Origin of the sequence: Amycolatopsis magusensis, from assembly GCF_017875555.1 — a bacterium.
Classification (GTDB): Bacteria; Actinomycetota; Actinomycetes; order Mycobacteriales; family Pseudonocardiaceae; genus Amycolatopsis; species Amycolatopsis magusensis.
Window position 1 is genome coordinate 4,999,665 of record NZ_JAGGMS010000001.1, and the last position, 17,085, is coordinate 5,016,749.

Sequence of the window (17,085 nt, forward strand, 5' to 3'; positions counted from 1 at the left end):
ACTTCCACAGGACCGCGAGGACGCCGCCAGCCCGCAAGCGCGACAGCGGTCGCGCACTGCACGGCTGGCCCGAGCCTCACCGCACGAGGTGTACTGCACGCTGGTGGTCACGGCGCCGGCAGTGGCGCGCGGTTGCTGTCGACGGCGGCGAACAGGTCTCCGAGTTCGTCGATGCGGTCGAGGACGGGGTCGGCGGTGGAAGTTAGCTGTTCGGGCTGGCGGCAGGCGCGCACTTCATTCCAGGTGATGGGGGTGGACACGGTCGGCCGGTCGCGGCCGCGCAGAGAGTACGGGGCGACAGTGGTTTTGGCCGGATTGCTCTGGGACCAGTCGATGAACACCTTGCCGGGCCGCAGCGCCTTGGCCATGTTGGCGGTGACCAGGTCGGGGGTTTCGGCGGCGAAGCGTTGAGCGAGCGCCTTGGCGTAGGCGGAAGGCCGTTCGGGCGTGCGAGTACGGATTCCGCGGTAGACCTGCAGCCCTTTCGCCCCGGAGGTTTTGGCCACCGGGGTGAGCCCGTCGGCCACCAGCACGTCGTGCAGACGTTCGGCCCCCCGCGCGCAGTCGACGACGGTGGCGCCCTCGCCGGGGTCGAGATCGAACACGAGTCGATCAGGTGGCCGGCGCGCCGAGCCGGGACCGATCCGCCACTGCGGTATGTGCAAATCGAGCGCGGCCATGTTCGCCGCCCACACCAGCGCGGCCAACTCGTCGAGTAGCACGTAGTCGATGGTGTCCCCGCCGCGGGAGCTGCGGCTGGCCAGGGTCACGGTGGTCAGCCACGGTGGCGCGCCCTGTGCGACGTTCTTCTCGAAGAACTGTTGTCCTCCCACACCGTAGGGGAATCGGACGAAGGTCACCGGCCGGGTTTTAACAACGGCAGCAGCACGTCGGCGAGGGTCGAGTAGTAGTGGAGGACCTGGCCTTTGCTGAAACCATCGGGATACAGCGGCTTGTTCAGATTGGACAGAGTCAGGCGGCGTTTCCCAGCCTGGACGGTGATGGTGGTGGCCGCAACGGTCCTGTCCGTCTCCGCCTGCTCCAATTCCTGCGCGGGGTTCCGCTTCAGGCCCTGGTGGCGCTGTGGGTGGGGCGAGAGCGCTGGTGGGGGCGATGACGTCGACCGGTTCGCGGTCCTCGCGCAGCCCCCGCCAGGCCGTGTGGCGCAGGCGCCCGGCGCCGCGGGTGAATGCCGGTAGACGACCTCCCCGACCAGTTCTGGTTCCGCCCAGCGGGCGGTGTGGGTGTCCTTGCGGGGCGGGGTGATCGCGAACGGGTGGGTGCGCCGCGCCAGGGACTGCAGCCGGGCGTGCAGAGCGTCGCGGTCGGCGTGGCTGAACCCGGTGCCGACGTCGCCGATGTAGACGAGCTGGCCGGTGTCGGGGTCGTGGGTCCCGAGCAGGAGGCTGCCCAGCGTGCCGGCGAAGCCGCGCTGCCCGGGCCGCCAGTGTAAACCAGCTCGATCCCGTTGGCCGCGCACCACGTGGTGACCTCGGCTTTGCCGTGAGGTCCGTAGTTGTCGCAGATCAAATACAGCTTCCCGGCCGGGAAGCGGCGGCGGAGTTGTTTGCAGAAGTCGAGGAACTGTGGCCAGCGTTTGCGGTCGCGGAACCGGTAGAACATCTGCCCAGTGGCGAGGTCGAGCGCGGCGAACATGTGCCGGACCCCGCCGGTGCGGGTGTAGGTGGCGCGCTGGCGGGCCGGTCGTCCGCGGGGGAACCAGCCGCGGCCGGGACGTGGTTGCAGGTTCAGCGGCCCGAACTCATCGACACAGATCACACCCGTCCGTCGGCGGGCGGGTGATCGTAGAGGTCGAGAGTGCGGGTCTTCTTGGCCACGAAGTCCGGGTCCTTGCTGGCTTTCCAGGTCTTCGTGGCCTGCCACGACACGCCCTCTGCACGCAGGATCTGCCGGACGGTCTCAGTACTCACCAGCAGCCGGGCGTGCTCGGCCAGATACTCGATCAGCTTGGTCAAGCTCCAGGTGGTGAACGGCAGCCCCAGCTCAGCGGGCTTGCAGGCGGCGATGCGGCAAATCTGATCACGGGCGGCCGGCCCGAACTTACGAGGTCGGCCGCCCTTCCATTTTGGGGACAACGCCGCGAACCCGGAGTCGTCGAACGCGTGGATCACCTCCCGCACATACCCCTCGGTCGCAGCGAACATCACCGCGATCTCGCCCGCGGACCGGCCCTGCGACGAGGCCAGCACGATCCCGGACCGCCGCAGCCGCACCCGATCCCGGGTCGACCTCGTGATCGTGACCAGCCGCTGCGCTTCTTCGGGCTCCAACGACCGCGCGAACACCTCCGGCTGACGCGCCATGGCTCACCTCCAACGGGCAGCCTCGCGGTCACCGGCCCGGATGTCCACGCGACACGGTTACCACGTCAACGTTCCTTGATGAGGCACTAGGTAGTGAACAACCAAATGTGCACAATCGGACGCCCCAGTTCGCCGCGATCGACCAGTACCTCCCGGATCACCCTCGCCCGACGCGCCCGCCCGGCGGGCAGCGCGTCCTGCGCCGAAGCGATGTCGGTGCCGCGGTCGGGGTCGAAGCCGGGCACCGGCGGCAGGAACACCTGCCGCCCCGGCTCGAGTTCCCCGCCGAAACCGGAAGCACGCAGCAGACCGTCCACTGTGTCCGGTCCGAGGGCGACCGCGAGCGCGTAGAGCTGGTCGATCCCGCGCTGGTCGAGCACACCGAGCACCTCGGCGCCCGGTGGCAGCACGATGCCGCCGAAGTCCAAAGCGGACTCCAGCGCTGCCGCGGCTGGGGTGCTCATCCGGTCCTCCTCCTGGCTGAAGGGCATGCTAGCGCCGGATGTCCAGGCGGGTGCCGTCGCGGTTGTCCGGGCTCTGCGGCAGGCTCACCTGCGTGCCGGCGCCGGGTACCGCGCCGGAGTAGTGCCGCGGGTCGGTGGAGCCGGAGATGTTGTACTCCTGGGCCAGTCCCGAGCGGTGCAGTTCGGCCAGCGAGGCGTCGGTGACCGTGAGCGGGCCGATCTGGGTGGCCTTGCCGCCGTCCCAGTTGTAGCGGTCGAACACGTGCGCGCGGTAGTCCATCTCGATGGTCGGGTCGCCGCCGGGGAGCGCGGGCGGGTGCACGGTGGCCACGCCGGTGACCGAGTACTGGACGCCGCCCATCGCGTAGTACCAGTTCTTGCTTTCGGCGGGGCCGAGGTAGTGGCCGTGCCAGCCGGAGTCGAAGGTGACCGGGGTGCCGTAGGTCCCGGTGCGCGCGGCGTCGGCGGCGAGCTGGCGCATCTGCTCGGCGACCGTCCGGTCCACCACGCCGCGGAAGGAGGGCACGTCGCGGCTGATCTGGTCGGCGTCCACGGTGATCGGCGCGCCGCTGTTGTCCAGGAAGTGCTTGAGGTGGCTGCTGGCGTTGGTCCAGCCGATGCCGTCGGCCACGTCGGCGCCCGCGTTGGCCGCCTGCCAGGTCGCCTGGTCGGCCAGCGACGGCTGCTGCGAGGCATGCGGCCCGGCGCCGGGATCGGAGGCGGGCTGCGGGGGCGGGCCGGGGAGCTGTCCGCCGCTGCCGCCCTGGGTGCCGCCGGTGTCCGGTCCGCCGCCGAAACCGCGCGCGGTGGCCTCGTCGGCGGCGGTGTAGCCGTCGGCGGAAAGCCGGACGTACTCGCTGATCTGCCCGATCAGCTCGACGAACCGGCTGAGCGCGCCGGTGAGCTGCTGCTGGAGGGAGGCGTTGGCGCTGCCGACGGAACTGCCGATCGCGGCGAACGAGGCGATGTCGATGGCCAGCGACCCGACGTCGCGGGCCGAGGAAGCCGCCGTGGCGTTGAGGTCCTCCATCGACCGGACCACCGATCTCGCGGCGTCCGGCTCCACCCGGAACGCACCTGTCATCACGCCTCCTCAGCCGGAAAATTCCCTCCGTTGAGCCTTCCCGGCCGGAATCCGCCGCCACACGGCCGAATTACCCACTGACGAGCGGCCATTCCGGCCGCTATGACGTCACAGGCGGGTAACCCTTCCGCCACCGCGCCGCACGCGTACTAATCTCGGCGCATGGCTGCCTGGGGGCGTGGCTCCGCGTTGCTGATCGCCGCGGGAACGCTGGTGCTGCACGGTATCTGCGCGACGGCGTACGGTTACCACCGGGACGAGATGTACTTCCTGGCCGAGTCGAAACGGCTCGACTGGGCGTTCGCCAGCGAGCCGCCGTTTACGCCGCTGCTGGGACGCCTGTCCACCACGCTCTTCGGCGATTCTCTGCTCGGCCTGCGGCTCTGGCCCGCGCTCGCCGGGGCAGCCGTGGTGCTGCTCACGACGCTCATCGCGCGAGACCTCGGTGGCGGCAGGCGCGCGCAGGTAGTCGCCGGGCTGGCGATGGGCACGGCGACGGTGCTGCTTTCGACGTTCCACCTCTTCGGCCCCAGCGCGTTCGACCAGCTCGCCTGGGCCGGCTGCCTGTGGATCCTGCTGCGGCTGGTGCGTGGCGCGGATCCACGCTGGTGGCTCGGCTTCGGCCTGGTCGCCGGGCTCGGGTTCCAGAACAAGCAGACGCTGGCGATGCTCGGCCTTGCCCTACCGGTCGCGGTCCTGCTGACCCGGGACCGGCGATGGCACGCGGCCACCCCGTGGCCGTGGCTCGGCGCGCTGCTCGCGCTGGCGATCGCCACGCCGGTCCTGGTGTGGCAGGCCGCGCACGATTGGCCGATGCTGGCGGTGTCGGCCTCGATCCGCGAGGACGAAGGCGGCCTCATGGGAGCGGCACTGTTCCTGCCGATGCAGGTCGTCACGATGAACCCGCTGCTGGCGCCGGTGTGGCTCGCCGGGCTGTGGTGGTTGTTCCGCACAGTGGAATTCCGCCTGTTCGGCTGGCTCTACGTGGTGTTGCTGGTGTTGCTGATGGTCGTCGGCGGGAAGCACTACTACCTGGCGCCGATGTACGTGGTGCTCTTCGCCGCGGGCGGGGTGGCGGCCGAACGGTGGTCGCGGCGGCGCGCGGCGGCGCCGGTCGCGGCCGGTTTGGCCGGTCTGCTCGGCCTGCCACTGGCGTTGCCGATCCTTCCCGTCGCGGCACAGGGGAATCTGCCGATCACCGAGGTTAATCCCGTGCTCGCCGAAACCATCGGCTGGCCCGCGTTCGTCCGGCAGGTGGCGGCCGTCCGCGACACGCTGCCGCCCGGCGAACCGGCGGTCGTGCTGACGTCGAACTACGGCCAGGCGGGCGCCGTCGAACTGCTCGGCGGGCCGTATCGGCTGGGGCAGCCGGTGAGCGGGCACAACAACTATTGGCTCTGGGGCCCGCCGCCGGCCGATTCGGTGACCATCATCGCGGTCGGCTTCGAGGACGGGAGCGAGCTCCGTTCCCGGTTCGCTTCGGTGGTTCGGGCGGGCACCATCGACAACGGCCTCGATGTGGAGAACGAGGAACAAGGGAGTCCACTGTGGATCTGCCGGGGCCCGGTCCGGCCGTGGGCGGAGCTGTGGCCGGAATTCAGGCATTACGAAGCATGACGAGCGTTGCGTTTTTGCCCCCTTGACTTCCGCCGTCGCGGGCTTAGAGTCGGATTCTCCGGGACGACGAGGGGAGTTGCCCGTGCACGTTCGAAGCCGACGCCGTTCGATCCGATTCGACGGCAGCAGCGTGGTCATCAGCATCGCGATCAAGGATTCGTGGAACTTTCCGGGGGATCAGAAGAACCGCTTCCCGGTGAGCAAGATCAGCGGCATCAGCCACCAGCCGCCGACGACGTGGCGGCCCGGCCGCGTGGTGTTCAAGGTGGAGGGCGGCTCCAGCGAGATCGTCAAGAACGTGCCGATGTTCGCGGACAAGCTCAGCTCGTACACCTTCCAGTACTCCGCCGGGCAGGCCGGAGAGGTCGCCAAGATCGTCGACGCGATCAAGCGAGCCCGCGGGAAGTAGCGGGCACCCACGGCCGACGCCCGCCTGGCACCCGCCAGGCGGGCGTCCGGCGCGCCCGGCTCGCGATAAACCCCCACCTCCTTTTCCGCACGGCCGAACTGAGTTCGGTGTGTATACCGTATACAGGCAGACCGGATGGGAGCGGACCGATGAGCGACATGGCTGACCGCGCACGTGCCGTGGTCGACGCACACCGCGGTGACCGGGGCGCGCTGCTGCCGGTCCTGCACGGGCTGCAGGCCGAATTCGGCTACCTCGACCAGGCACTGCTGCCCCTGGTGGCCAAGGAGCTGAACCTCTCCCGCGCCGACGTGCACGGGGTGATCAGCTTCTACACCGACTTCCGCACCGAACCGCCCGGCCGCACCGTGGTGAAGCTGTGCCGCGCGGAGGCCTGCCAGTCGGTCGGCGCGGAACGGCTGGTCGCGCATGCCGAGCAGGTGCTGGGCAGCAAGGTCGGGCAGACCACGGCCGACGGCTCGGTGAGCTCACCGACGGCCGCCTGGTGGTCGACCTGTACGGCGGAGCCGGCGCGACCGCAGAGGCAATCCTCGAACTCGTCCCGATCGATGCCCAGGTCGTCTCCCTGGACAACGCCGCTGCCATGCAGCGCGTTGGCCGACGCACCCTGACCGACCCGCGCCTGACCTGGGTCACCGCCTCAGCCGAAGAGCTGGCCGACCACGTTCCCGGCGCGGTGGACGCCGTGGTGTGCAACTCCGCGATCTGGAAGACCGACGTGCCACAGGTGTTCGCCGCCGTCCATCAGGTCCTACGCCCCGGCGGCCGGTTCGTGTTCAACGTCGGCGGCGGCTTTACCGGCGTTCGCCACCGCGACGAGACCAGCGTGCGCACCGGACCGTCGCTGAACACCTTGATCCATCAGGTCGCGGCCCGTGACTACGGCTACGCCCCGCCGCCTCCAGCCGCCGGGCACAGCACGATGGCCGAGAAGAAGGCGTGGCTGTCGATTCCGGTCTTCGCTCGACCCGACGGCGAGTTCACACACGCTCAGCGGATGGACATCGTCGACAAGGCGTACGCGCTGACCACACCCGACACGCCGACCGTGACGAGCTGGCTCGTGGTGGTCGCGCAGCGACCCAGAGGACAACGTTGACCGCCCCACCGCAGGTCAGTAGCTGCGGCAGCGGGACAACGTACTGCGACCACGCGGCCGTCGGTGTGCTCGCCCCTCACCGGCCGGTCTGCTGGCCTTCGAACGGGCGAGGCCCCCGGCGGGGATCGCACCGGTCGCCGGTCATGTCGACCAGCACGCAGTGCCCGAGCAAGCCGCCCACATTGAGGTCACCGAAGAAGTGATCGACAAGGTCCTCTGACCGTGCACCGGCCACGGCCTCAGTGCGCCCCCACTACGTTCCCCGCTGCCAATCGGCGCACGTACGCGCGGATACGTTCGCGGTCCTCGGGGAACACGCTCTCCCACGTCTCGTCCAGATCGGCCCACTTCGACGGCTGCCCAGCCTCTCCGCCGAGCGCAACATCACGGCCGACGACGGCGCCGTAGGACAAGCTCAGCGTCGGCGCCCAGTCGGCCCGGAAGGAGCGGACGGCGACTGCGGCCGGGACAGGCAGCAGCTCGCCCGCGATGCCGGCCTCCTCCACGAGTTCACGGGCCGCGGCTGCCCGCGGCGTCTCGCCCGGCTCGACCTTGCCGCCAGGCGGGACCCATCCACGCACGCGATGCCGCACGAGCAGGACGTGGCTGTACGTCGGGTCGGTGACCCAGACCTCCGCCGCGAGCGGCTCCATCAGCGTCTGATGGGCGCACAGCCACGCTTGAGCATCATCGAACTCCATCGCGGCACGGCGGGCGTCGGCGACCGCCGCTTCCACGGTCAACTGGTCAACCACCTGACACAGCCTATGCCGACGTCACAGCCGCCACGGACATTGACGAGAGCACCGCCCGTTATGTTCCACCCCACTCTGCCCTGACCACACCGGCACCGACCCGCGCGCTCGGACTGGCCGCGACCGCCCACCAAGCCCTGACTTGACGCGACGAGACCACCGCGCCAACTGAACCCGAAGGCTGCGTAACCTGCGGAAACTTGTGGGCCGCCCGGGGCTCGAACCCGGAACCTATGGATTAAAAGTCCACAGCTCTACCAATTGAGCTAACGGCCCGCGAGGAGGGTTTAGCCGGAGACCGTCGGGCACCGTGCGGCCCGGTGTGCAGTTGATATTCGAGGCGCAACCGTCTCGGGCATCCGACGCAGCATTCGATGTCGACTTGCCTCCTCCTGTCGGCCGTGTGGAGGTCGCGGTCACCGGGTCGTATTGGTCCGGCGGTGGCATGTGGGGCAGCGTTGGGCGTTCGGCGGGATGGGTGCGTCGACGAGGCTGACACGTCCGCATCGGGTCACCGCGGCGGTGTGTTCGCTGGCTCGAGCTGACACTGGCCTGTCGTCGATGACGTGGATGAGGTGCGGTGTGTTGTGCCCGATGCAAGGCCCGCCTCGCCGAAGACATGACCGACCCTCACGACGTCAGCGTGCAAGTTCACGACGCGATGAAAGCCTGGCGTCACGTCGCCCGCCTGCCCACCACCGACTCCGACCGCCCGCGAACCGCGTCCCCCGTGCTGGACAAGGCGCTGGCCGAACTCGCCCACGCCGAATGCGCCGCCACCCAAGCCGGCCGCATCGACGCTGCGGGGCTGGCCCACGCTCAGCGCATCCTGCGCGAGCTCTTCACCTGAGCGCGCATCCTGGCGGACGCGGCTCAGATCGGCCGCGTCCCCCAGGAGAGCAGTGAGCAACCGCCTCATGGCCGGGCGGGCAGCCGCAGTGTGAGCCGCCACCGAGCATTTCAGTTGGCAAGAGCCGCGACCCGCATCCTGACGTGCATACAACGGACGGACTCCCGCTCTCCGCGTCATCGGACATCTCAGTAAAGCGGATGCGCCCTCCGCTTACGGTGGGCCTTGAGCATCTCCATCTATGGCAGGCCTCAAGCATGCCCCGCGTCGAGAGTGCCGTAGCTCCACTTGACCTCATCGGAGGCCGCGGCCCGCCGCTTCGGCCTCAGTCGGCTGGGCCCTCTACTTGGGTGTACGCAGTCGATGTGCGTCTGGGTTCGCGGTGCTGGAACGCCTCGAGGTCCCGTCAGGAGGTCGGGACGAGTTCCGCTTGATGCGCCAAAATGTTGAGATGTCCGACACTCCCGCCGCATTCGACAGCGAGTACGCCCGCGCACACCAACGGCTGGCTGAGCTGGAACGTCTTGCGCATACGCATCAGCATCCGCACGTTGAGCTCAACGCGTATCGGGTCCAGCCAAGCGATCCATGGCATGGCAGGACCTTTCGAGCGTCTCGTACGGGTCAGGAGACGACCAGCCCCGACGTCCTCTCGTCTGATTCTGATCACGCGGTCGGTGCCACAAGAGAGTGGAGCTCCGCTATCGCTGACGGGGGTGGGGGCTTGCTCCAGGCGATGACCTACGTGGTGCCGTGGATTTCGCTGGCTGCTGCATCCGGTGTCATCGGCAACGCTACTTACGACGCCGTGAAGCGTGTGACCGCGAGGGTGTTCTCTAAGCGCGAGGACGAGGTGAAACTCAGCGCATACGGTCCTGAAGATGCACAACTGGTGGCGAAGCTGGTCGTGATGACCCGCTGTGCCCAACTGGACTGGCCGATGCCCAAGTTCGATGACTTCACGATTACCCACCTGCAGCTCACCGGCGAGTCCGAGATTTGGCAGGTGGCACTCACCGCACCTGGCCTCACCGCCGAAGTAGCCGTCAAGCGTTCAGGCCCCACCTTGATGGAAAGCCAGTCCATGCCCGCGACGATCTTGCGTAAACCCAACCCTAGCTCGTGACCTCAGCCGTCCGGCCGCGGTTGCAGTTGCCGCTCGACGCGTTGAGCGTCGGTATCGCGGCTTACTCCCGGTACAGCTTCCGGTGCCCGGGTGGCCGCGGCACCCTGCCCGCTGCGAGCACACGGACATCGCGGCACGGGTCCCATTGCTGGGACAGTGTCTGCGCCCGGGGCCCGGGACCTGCATCCCCAACCCGCTGGCGCGGCGGCGCTCCGAAGGAGAGGCCGATACACCCGGATGGAGGCGTGCGGCTCGCACGGTGCTTTCCCGATTCATGCAGTGACGCCACAAACGTGAAGGAACGGAGACACCACATGACCGATTCGCAGGTTGGGTTCAAAGGTGCCGACGGGCATGCATGTCGAGACGGTCGTCCGCTGGCGCGGCTGGCCGAGGTGATCGTTGGTCATCGCGCGAGAACAACGCGAGCGCGCGACCGCAGCGACACCATGATCAGTTTGGTTCAGCGCATCGGCAACGCCGGAGTGCCGGCGAACCTTACCGTCCACCATCTCGAGGACGTCGTCGAGCCTCGGGACCGGCTCGCCCGACTCGCCAAGCCGCAGCTGCCGCAACTGTGCCCACTCCAGTTCGCGCACGAGCCCGTGCCACGGGCCATTCGGACGGTGTCCGCATCGTGCAACACGACCGGCACGCCATCCCGGCTGAGCTGGACATCGAACTCGAAGGGCACGTTCTCCGACACGGCGTGCGCGAGGGCGGCCAGGGAATTCTCCGGCCGCGCGCCACCCTCATCGTGCAGGCCACGATGGGCAATGGGCGCCGCGGTGAGCCAGTCAGCTGCGGTCACAATCGTTCCTCCACTCGCGGAACGCGAGCGTATCGCCCGGCAGTCCCGGCCCAAGCCCGCAGCCGCCCGAACTCGCCGGGGCCCCGACCCGCCTTCCTGCTGCCCGGCGCGTGACACGCTGGGCGCGGGCAGCGGCGTGGCCGATGACGATGTGCCTGCCCACCACCGAGGACGACCACGGGTCCACGCTGCCCCCGGAACAGGAAGCGCGGCGGCTCGCCGAGGCCTTCGACGGCTGGCATTCGCGCTGGCGCGATGCGTTACCCGGTCCTCAGCCGGAGGTGGCGGCCGCGGGGTAGGGCTGTCCCTAGTGGACTTCCGGGGGAGCGCACGATGGTTCGTCGGTGCCCGGCGCATTGAAGATGATCAAGTGAAACTCAAGCATTCGAAGAAACTCGCGGGGATCGGGGCGATCGCGGCCGTGGGCCTCACCGCGGCCTGTGGCACCGCGCAGCCGGAAGTGGCAGCCGAGCCGGCGCGCGGCAGTGTGGTCTCGGTGGTCCCGGTGGCCGATCTCGCGGCGGATGAGGTCAGCACCCGGCTCCAGACGGCCGGGATCGACGCGGCGCAGGTCCGGTTCGGCGTGAGCGCGCAGCGCGTGGTCTACCGGACCATCGGCACGAACGGCGAACCGACCACGGCCAGCCAGCTGGTCGCCTTCCCCAAGAACGAGCAGAGCGATCTCGGCGTGGTGTCCTGGCTGCACGGCACCACCGTCTACCGGGGTGACGTCGCCTCGATGAAGGAGCAGTCCACCGACCGGATGGTGGCGCTGCTGTTCGCCGCCACCGGGCAGGCCGTGTCCGCGCCGGACTACCTCGGGCTGGGCGAGGGGCCGGGCCCTCACCCGTACGGGCACCCCGAAGCCACCGTCTCCGCCGCGCTGGACGGGTTGCGGGCGGCCAAGGAGGTGGCGGGCAGCCATGGGCGGACGTTCGACGAGCGCGTGCGGATCAGCGGATTCTCCCAGGGCGGCCCCGCCGCGATGATGGTCGGCCGAGCCCTGCAGGAGGGCGCCGATCCCGCGTTCTCCCTCGGCGGGCTCGCGCCGATCGCCGGGCCGTTCCACCTGAGCCGGTTCGAGGCCGACGCGGCGGCGGACAAGATCGAGAAGGCGTCGCTCTACCTCGCCTACTTCGTCACCGCCTGGGACCGCATGTACGGCCTGTACGACTCGCCGGGCCAGGCGTTCCGCGAGCCGTACGCGGCGCAGGTGGACGTGCTGTTCGACGGCGACCACAAAACGCAGGAGATCGCGGCGGCGCTGCCGCCCGCCGCTAAGGACGTGTTCACCGAGCAGTTCCTCGGCCAGGTGCGCAACCCGACCGGGGTGCTGCAGGAGCGGCTACGGCCGCTGGACACCACCTGCGACTGGCGGCCCGAGGTGCCCGTCCACGTGTTCCACGCCTCGGGCGACCGGGATGTCAGCATCACCCATGCCGAGCACTGCCAGCGGCAGTTGGTCGCCCACGGCGCCGAGCAGCAGCTGACCGACGTCGGCGCGGTCGATCACAACGGCAGCGTGCGCGCGGCGGTGCCGCAGGTCGCCCTGGAGTTCAGCCGCTGATCGGCCCTGGCAGGAGTGCGAGGCGCCCGGACGAGAACCCGTTCGCCGATCCGGGAGGATTTCTCGTCGGCACCCAGCGCCGCGGACGTGCCGGTGCCCTCGCCGACTGCAGGCGCAGCTGCCCGGACCGGCTGCACGTCATCGGCGCCAGCGCGATGGCCGAGCGGCTGCGCGAGCTGCTCGGCAGCGGCGTGACCGGATGGTCGCTGCAGCCCATGCCGGCCAGCGGGGTTCGGCTGGCCGACTACCACGCGCAGTTCCGCGCCCTGCCCCAGTCCGAGGGCGGTGTGCGTGGCTTCAAGCAGCTCACCAACGCCGGCTTCGCCTTCGGTGAGGAGGTCGCGGCCTGTCCGGACGAGGTGCTGCTGCGCGAGCGCAATATCGGCCCGAACACCCTGGCCCGGATCCGCCGGATCGTCGGCGGATCCGGGCCAGGGTGCGGCCCGCTTGCCGACACCGGAGAAGTACCGATCGACCTGGCGCGGCTCCAGCCGCCACGCGACCGTGCCGTAGTGCTCACTTACCTCGATCACCGGCTTGATCAGCTGGTCCAGCGTGGACGGGGCCAAGCCGGCCACGTCCCGAGCCCACTGGTACTCCGCGATCGTGTCGGGAAAGAAAGCCCGCTCGTCGCCCTCGGACGTCACCGCCGCACGACGCCGCTCCAGCGTGACGACGTCCGCCAAACCGGGCTCCGAGTCTGCCTAACCGACGTCGCTGGCCTCAGCAGCCAGACGCAGGTAACGACTCTCCGAATTCGACACGGCTCGCCACAATACAGGAACCACTACAGGAATCCAGGAGTCGTAACTGGAATTCCGCAAGGCTAGCTCACTGTGGCACCTCCGCTTGCGCGATGATGGCCCGATCCGTTCGTTGAACGCCCAGCCGATTTTCGGGGTCACTCCTGCTGACGGCGGTCCAAGGACACCCGTGACCGCTCAAGTACTCAACCATTCCACAGCACGGCATGGGTGGTTGGCCCCAGGGATGAAGCGCGGGAGTTCCGTCGGCGAAGATGCCGGTTGGCGGGGGTGGGAGCAGGTGATGGGAGCAAAATGGGGGCCGTTGGACGCTCTCAGTGGCGCTGAAAGACGCCCAACGGCTTCCAATCACAGCGTTTCACCTGCGGTTCTTGTGAACGTGCTGGTGAATGACTTAGCGGTGCTTAATTCACACCGAAGAGGTCACTGGCTCCATACCCGTCCCATCCGAATCGTGTTATCGCAGGTCAACGGCCTGCCTGTGCAGGCGTTGGATGAACCGTAGTGCTGCCGGTGGAGCAGGTGGGAGCAAGCGGTCCCGATCACAGTCGGTTCTCCGAAGGGGTCAGGGTCTCGGTGTTCCCCGCTCGCTCCCATCGAAGTTGCTGCAGATCGAATAGCTGAGTCGTCGGACTCCTGACGTGGTAGATCCGCGGATGTCAGGAAGGTGTGGCCGGTCGCACGTGCTGCAGGTCGTCGCGACATGCCGGCCGTGCTAAAGGCCGGTGGTTGCCGGATCCACGTCTCCGTCCTTGCTGGAAGGTGCCTCGCGGGCGCACCGATCTTGATCGGTGCAGGAAGTTTACTCCTGCAAGCGGTGTCACTTTGAAGCACCTTTTCCGGAGTTAGGGGCAAGGAGCCTGAAGGCTTTACAACTACTCGCTGAAGAGGCCTGGTGCGACCACATGAACCGCTCGCTGCTGACCGCGGCCGGGGCGCGTGCGGGCTTGTGTCATACCCGGCATCCTGGTTGGAGGATCTCATGACGAACGACCGCAGCGGCGCACGGAAGCGTCCCGGTCTTACCCGTCCATCACCCCGGCGAGAGACGTCAACAGGGCACATGTCGGTGCTGGCCGGTGAGACTGAGAAAGTCGCTGTGGCGGGTGAGGGCGGGGCGGTGTCGGAGTCGTTGCTGTTCACGGCCGAGCAGGCCGCAGCAATGCTGCAGGTCCGGCCCTCGTGGCTGCGTCGTAAGGCGGCCGCGCGTGCTGTGCCGTGCCGGTATGTGGGCAAGCATTTGCGGTTCTCGCGTGCTGACCTCGACGCTATCTCCGCGATGAGTGCCCGCTCGCCACGGCGGAATCGTTAACAGACCTCCGGGTGTGCACAAAGATTCTTCATCGGCGGGGTTGAATGTTGACGGCCACGGAGCGTCCATGTGTTCGTCAATCCAAACACTATGACGACAAGGCTTGAGAATGGCATTCGTAGAGAAGTGCGGGCGTGATAGCTGGAGAGTTCGGTACCATCGCGACGACGGCACAATCGGTTCCATCCCGGGATTTCCCACGAAGAAAGCCGCTCTGGACAAAGCTGACGAGATCAAAGTCGATCAGCGCCGGGGAAGTTTCCTGGACCCCGAAGCCGGCAAGTTGGCGTTGGGGGAGTGGTCGGTGACCTGGTTCGACTCGATCGATGTCGCTCCGGCCACTGTCGCCCAGTACGAGAGCCTGGCTCGCAACCACATCTTGCCTCGCTGGGGTGCGACCAGTTTGTCCGCGGTGTCCGGTCTGGCGGTGCACACTTGGGCCAAGAAGTTGCGGGCGCAGGGTTATGCCCAGGCCACGGTGAACACCATCGTCAAGATCATGACCATGATGCTCGCCGACGCCGTGGACGAGCGTCTCATCGCGGTCAACGCGATCCAGCCCCGCCGCCGTGGACGGCGCCGGCACCAGAAGCGCCGGGAGCAGGTCTGGGCCACCCCGGAGCAGGTCCTCACGATCGCCCTGCAAGCGGCGGCGCTGGTCGGACCCTGGGCGGCTGTGCTGATGATCACCGCCGCGTGGACCGGTGCCCGCTGGGGCGAGCTGGGCGGTCTGCAACGCTGCAACCTCGATCTCGACGCCGGAACACTGACCATCGACCCCGACACCGGTGCCCTGCACGAGGTCAACGGTCACTTCGAACTCGGCCCGCCCAAGACCGCCGAGTCCGCCCGGACCGTCTCGCTGCCCCCGTTTCTGACCGTGCTGCTGCGCGCGCACCTGGCCAGCCACGTCCATGCCCATGTGTTCATCACCGCGGAGGGCGAGTTGCTTCGCCGCTCGAACTTCGCCCGTCGCGCGATGCGCCCTGCCGCCGATGGCAACCTCGACCGGGTCCATCCCCGAATCCGGGTGCTGCCGGTCAAGCCCGAACTGACCTTTCATGGGCTGCGGCACAGTCACAAGACCTGGCTTATCGCTGATGGCATCCCCGACGTCGCCCAAGCCCGCCGGCTGGGGCATCGCATCCCCGATGCGATCCAGGACATCTACTCCCACGTCGCCCCCGAAGTCGAGACCCGCCTCCTCGAAGCTTTGCAGCAGCGCTGGATCGACGCGGTGGCCGCCCTGCGCGCCACCACCCATGCCCAGGCGCTCAACGCGCACCTGCAACTCACCGCCGCCTGATCCGACCACACACCCGCGGCCCGCCACCCCCGCGGTGGCGGGCCACGCCTCTGTCTTCGGCAGGCGGTACCTGAGTCGCCCAGGGACGGAGTGGGTTCTCGACGCTTCGGTCAGGCGCGCTGACCGGCCCCATCGGTCCAGGGCATTCCGCGGCCGACATCAAGGGCCCCAGGGCCACATCAGACGGCGCTGAACCTGCCCCATCCGACGTCCCGACAACCCGGGGAACAGCAGGTTCGGGCCGGTTGAGGACTGTTGGAAGATTCAGCCGATCGGGAGCCGTCTTACGCGACCCCAATTGGCCGCCCAGTCAATGCCGACCATGATCCACTCCAGTTTCGCTCCACCTGGGCCCTGTTGGCAGTCTGCCATACCACAATGGACGGTCGAAACAAGATCAACAAGAGGACACGAAAAAGCCCGCTGACCTGGACTTTCATCCGTGGTCAGCGGGCTTCCGCTGCCGGTCGGGCTGACAGGATTTGAACCTGCGACCCCTTGACCCCCAGTCAAGTGCGCTACCAAACTGCGCCACAGCCCGGCTGTCACCGTCCCGCGGGAGGTGATGGGGAAGAGCTTAGCGCGTCCCTCCGAGGGGGCCGTAGGCAGGGGGCCGACACGGCATCAGTGCAGGTCAGGACTCATACGGGTTGTTCAGGTACGCCTGGCTGAAGGTGCCCTCGTTCGCGAAGTACTGCGACACCAGGTAAGCCGGGTGGGAGGCGAACATGCCTCGCGGGAGGTCATCCCCGTCATCGGCGTCGTCCCAGCCCCAGGGTGGGTTGGCGGCGTTGTCCTTGCCGTTGTCCCCGCGGAAGGTGCCCCAGCTGGCGAAAGTCGCGCTGTCGGCGCGGTGGGACCACAGGCCGTCGGTGGCGAAGATGTTCACCAGGCGGTAGGGCACCGATCGATCATTGCCGCCGGAGGGGGCTTCGCCTGTGGTGCCCGGGTAGTAGACGACACCATCGCCGCCGGGGAAGGTGGTGCCGTTGCCGGCGTAGCAGCCGTGGCCCTTCGCCTCCTGCCGCGTGGTCGGGTGCGCCACACCGTTGTGGGTCTGCATCGGCAGCACGGCGTCGACCGATTCGCGGCCCCCGGTGTACGGGCTTCCCGCGGGCACGTACGAATAGAAGTCGCTGTGGGCGATGGTGATCATCGCCTCGGCCTTGCCGTAGGTGCTGCCGTCCTTGCGCACGGTCAGCAGCACGCCCTCCATGTCGTTCTCGTGCGTGTTCCGGCTGAGCGGGTCGGGCTGGTCGTCCCAGTCGCGCGGGTGGAAGAAGCCGTACACCAGGAACCAGTGCGTCGAGGTCTCGGTCACCGAGTAGTACACCGCGCCGGTCAGGCGGGCCGCCGAATCGTCCTGGTGCTCCCAGTTGTCCAGGCCGTCCCAGTTGCCGTCGTAGTCAAAGGCGGACAGGTAGTCGGCGTCGGCGTCGGACGAGTCGGTGTCCTGGTAGTGGATGGGTGCCCAGCGCGCGGCCAGGTCGGCGTCGGCGGCCGTGGCGGTGCCCGGCAGCACCAGCAGGGCGGCCACCGGGAGCAGCGCGGCCAGCGAATGTCGAAGTCTCATGTG

The 17,085-nt window shown here is 68.4% G+C and carries 20 protein-coding genes, 2 tRNA genes and 2 pseudogenes; 10 read left to right on the forward strand and 14 right to left on the reverse strand.

Going from position 1 to position 17,085, the window contains the following annotated elements:
• Positions 1-107: 107 nt before the first annotated feature.
• The 6 genes and pseudogenes from JOM49_RS43165 to JOM49_RS22340 all read right to left on the reverse strand — a co-directional run bounded on the left by JOM49_RS43165 (position 108) and on the right by JOM49_RS22340 (position 3,872).
• Complete coding sequence (locus JOM49_RS43165) at positions 108-860, reverse strand: DNA polymerase domain-containing protein (protein WP_245369420.1); 753 nt, start codon at positions 858-860, stop codon at positions 108-110.
• A complete protein-coding gene (locus JOM49_RS43170) occupies positions 857-1,483 on the reverse strand; it encodes an ATP dependent DNA ligase (RefSeq protein WP_308158838.1) in 627 nt (208 codons plus the stop codon). The genes JOM49_RS43165 and JOM49_RS43170 overlap by 4 nt, the downstream gene beginning before the upstream one ends.
• 23 nt (positions 1,484-1,506) lie before the next feature.
• Positions 1,507-1,884 (reverse strand): annotated as a pseudogene (locus tag JOM49_RS44130) (transposase); the annotation flags it as partial.
• Positions 1,776-2,324, reverse strand: coding sequence for a helix-turn-helix domain-containing protein (locus JOM49_RS22330; protein ID WP_245369421.1), 549 nt, complete (start codon positions 2,322-2,324; stop codon positions 1,776-1,778). The gene JOM49_RS22330 and the pseudogene JOM49_RS44130, both read right to left, overlap by 109 nt.
• 86 nt (positions 2,325-2,410) lie before the next feature.
• Positions 2,411-2,788, reverse strand: coding sequence for a hypothetical protein (locus tag JOM49_RS22335; RefSeq protein WP_209666192.1), 378 nt, complete (start codon positions 2,786-2,788; stop codon positions 2,411-2,413).
• 28 nt (positions 2,789-2,816) lie between these two features.
• Positions 2,817-3,872 (reverse strand): WXG100 family type VII secretion target, encoded by a 1,056-nt coding sequence (locus tag JOM49_RS22340; protein WP_209666193.1) that lies wholly within the window; start codon positions 3,870-3,872, stop codon positions 2,817-2,819.
• A 162-nt stretch (positions 3,873-4,034) separates the two neighbouring features.
• On the opposite strand from JOM49_RS22340, the gene JOM49_RS22345 reads away from it, so the two are divergent.
• The 4 genes from JOM49_RS22345 (at position 4,035) to JOM49_RS22355 (ending at position 7,018) form a co-directional block, all read left to right on the forward strand.
• Positions 4,035-5,489: a glycosyltransferase family 39 protein gene (locus JOM49_RS22345; protein ID WP_209666194.1), complete on the forward strand. Its 1,455-nt coding sequence runs from the start codon at positions 4,035-4,037 to the stop codon at positions 5,487-5,489.
• Positions 5,490-5,571: 82 nt separating this feature from the next.
• On the forward strand, positions 5,572-5,898 hold the full coding sequence (locus JOM49_RS22350) for a hypothetical protein (RefSeq protein ID WP_209666195.1): 327 nt from the start codon (positions 5,572-5,574) through the stop codon (positions 5,896-5,898).
• 149 nt (positions 5,899-6,047) lie between these two features.
• The gene (locus JOM49_RS43180) at positions 6,048-6,530 is read left to right on the forward strand and encodes an NAD(P)H-dependent oxidoreductase subunit E (protein WP_245369422.1); all 483 of its coding nucleotides are present in this window, start codon (positions 6,048-6,050) and stop codon (positions 6,528-6,530) included.
• On the forward strand, positions 6,413-7,018 hold the full coding sequence (locus JOM49_RS22355) for a class I SAM-dependent methyltransferase (RefSeq protein WP_245370736.1): 606 nt from the start codon (positions 6,413-6,415) through the stop codon (positions 7,016-7,018). Before JOM49_RS43180 ends, JOM49_RS22355 begins: the two co-directional genes overlap by 118 nt.
• A 239-nt stretch (positions 7,019-7,257) precedes the next feature.
• On the opposite strand, the gene JOM49_RS43805 is transcribed toward JOM49_RS22355, so the two are convergent.
• Positions 7,258-7,773, reverse strand: coding sequence for an NUDIX hydrolase (locus JOM49_RS43805; RefSeq protein WP_308158839.1), 516 nt, complete (start codon positions 7,771-7,773; stop codon positions 7,258-7,260).
• 203 nt (positions 7,774-7,976) lie between these two features.
• Positions 7,977-8,049, reverse strand: a tRNA-Lys gene (locus tag JOM49_RS22365).
• Positions 8,050-8,392: 343 nt separating this feature from the next.
• On the opposite strand from JOM49_RS22365, the gene JOM49_RS22370 reads away from it, so the two are divergent.
• Positions 8,393-8,623: a flagellar export chaperone FliS gene (locus tag JOM49_RS22370; RefSeq protein WP_209666197.1), complete on the forward strand. Its 231-nt coding sequence runs from the start codon at positions 8,393-8,395 to the stop codon at positions 8,621-8,623.
• Positions 8,624-9,029: 406 nt separating this feature from the next.
• Here the strand turns inward: JOM49_RS22370 and JOM49_RS22375 are convergent, their stop codons facing one another.
• Positions 9,030-9,218: a hypothetical protein gene (locus JOM49_RS22375; protein WP_209666198.1), complete on the reverse strand. Its 189-nt coding sequence runs from the start codon at positions 9,216-9,218 to the stop codon at positions 9,030-9,032.
• Between the two features lie 141 nt (positions 9,219-9,359).
• Here JOM49_RS22375 and JOM49_RS22380 point away from each other — a divergent pair, with 141 nt between their 5' ends.
• Complete coding sequence (locus JOM49_RS22380; RefSeq protein ID WP_209666199.1) at positions 9,360-9,749, forward strand: protein kinase family protein; 390 nt, start codon at positions 9,360-9,362, stop codon at positions 9,747-9,749.
• Positions 9,750-10,021: 272 nt separating this feature from the next.
• Here the strand turns inward: JOM49_RS22380 and JOM49_RS43190 are convergent, their stop codons facing one another.
• Positions 10,022-10,348, reverse strand: a complete 327-nt coding sequence (locus JOM49_RS43190; protein ID WP_245369423.1) for a hypothetical protein — start codon at positions 10,346-10,348, stop codon at positions 10,022-10,024.
• A 47-nt stretch (positions 10,349-10,395) separates the two neighbouring features.
• Positions 10,396-10,677 (reverse strand): annotated as a pseudogene (locus JOM49_RS44395) (glycerophosphodiester phosphodiesterase family protein); the annotation flags it as partial.
• On the opposite strand from JOM49_RS44395, the gene JOM49_RS22390 reads away from it, so the two are divergent.
• Both JOM49_RS22390 and JOM49_RS22395 read left to right on the forward strand, forming a co-directional pair.
• Entirely contained in the window at positions 10,671-10,859 is a 189-nt protein-coding gene (locus JOM49_RS22390; RefSeq protein WP_209666201.1) for a hypothetical protein, read from the forward strand. The pseudogene JOM49_RS44395 and the gene JOM49_RS22390 overlap by 7 nt on opposite strands.
• A 71-nt stretch (positions 10,860-10,930) precedes the next feature.
• Positions 10,931-12,127: a lipase family protein gene (locus JOM49_RS22395; RefSeq protein ID WP_209666202.1), complete on the forward strand. Its 1,197-nt coding sequence runs from the start codon at positions 10,931-10,933 to the stop codon at positions 12,125-12,127.
• On the opposite strand, the gene JOM49_RS22400 is transcribed toward JOM49_RS22395, so the two are convergent.
• Positions 12,070-12,813 (reverse strand): hypothetical protein, encoded by a 744-nt coding sequence (locus JOM49_RS22400; RefSeq protein WP_209666203.1) that lies wholly within the window; start codon positions 12,811-12,813, stop codon positions 12,070-12,072. The two genes, JOM49_RS22395 and JOM49_RS22400, sit on opposite strands and share 58 nt — an antisense overlap.
• A gap of 1,141 nt (positions 12,814-13,954) precedes the next feature.
• Between JOM49_RS22400 and JOM49_RS43810 the strand changes: the two genes are divergently transcribed.
• Together JOM49_RS43810 and JOM49_RS22410 are read left to right on the forward strand one after the other, a co-directional pair.
• Complete coding sequence (locus tag JOM49_RS43810; protein WP_209666204.1) at positions 13,955-14,203, forward strand: helix-turn-helix domain-containing protein; 249 nt, start codon at positions 13,955-13,957, stop codon at positions 14,201-14,203.
• 109 nt (positions 14,204-14,312) lie between these two features.
• The gene (locus JOM49_RS22410; RefSeq protein WP_209666205.1) at positions 14,313-15,509 is read left to right on the forward strand and encodes a tyrosine-type recombinase/integrase; all 1,197 of its coding nucleotides are present in this window, start codon (positions 14,313-14,315) and stop codon (positions 15,507-15,509) included.
• Between the two features lie 467 nt (positions 15,510-15,976).
• Here JOM49_RS22410 and JOM49_RS22415 read toward each other — a convergent pair.
• Together JOM49_RS22415 and JOM49_RS22420 are read right to left on the reverse strand one after the other, a co-directional pair.
• Positions 15,977-16,050: transfer RNA gene (locus JOM49_RS22415), tRNA-Pro, on the reverse strand.
• Positions 16,051-16,143: 93 nt separating this feature from the next.
• Positions 16,144-17,082, reverse strand: a complete 939-nt coding sequence (locus tag JOM49_RS22420) for a hypothetical protein (RefSeq protein ID WP_209666206.1) — start codon at positions 17,080-17,082, stop codon at positions 16,144-16,146.
• Between the last annotated feature and the right edge of the window lie 3 nt (positions 17,083-17,085).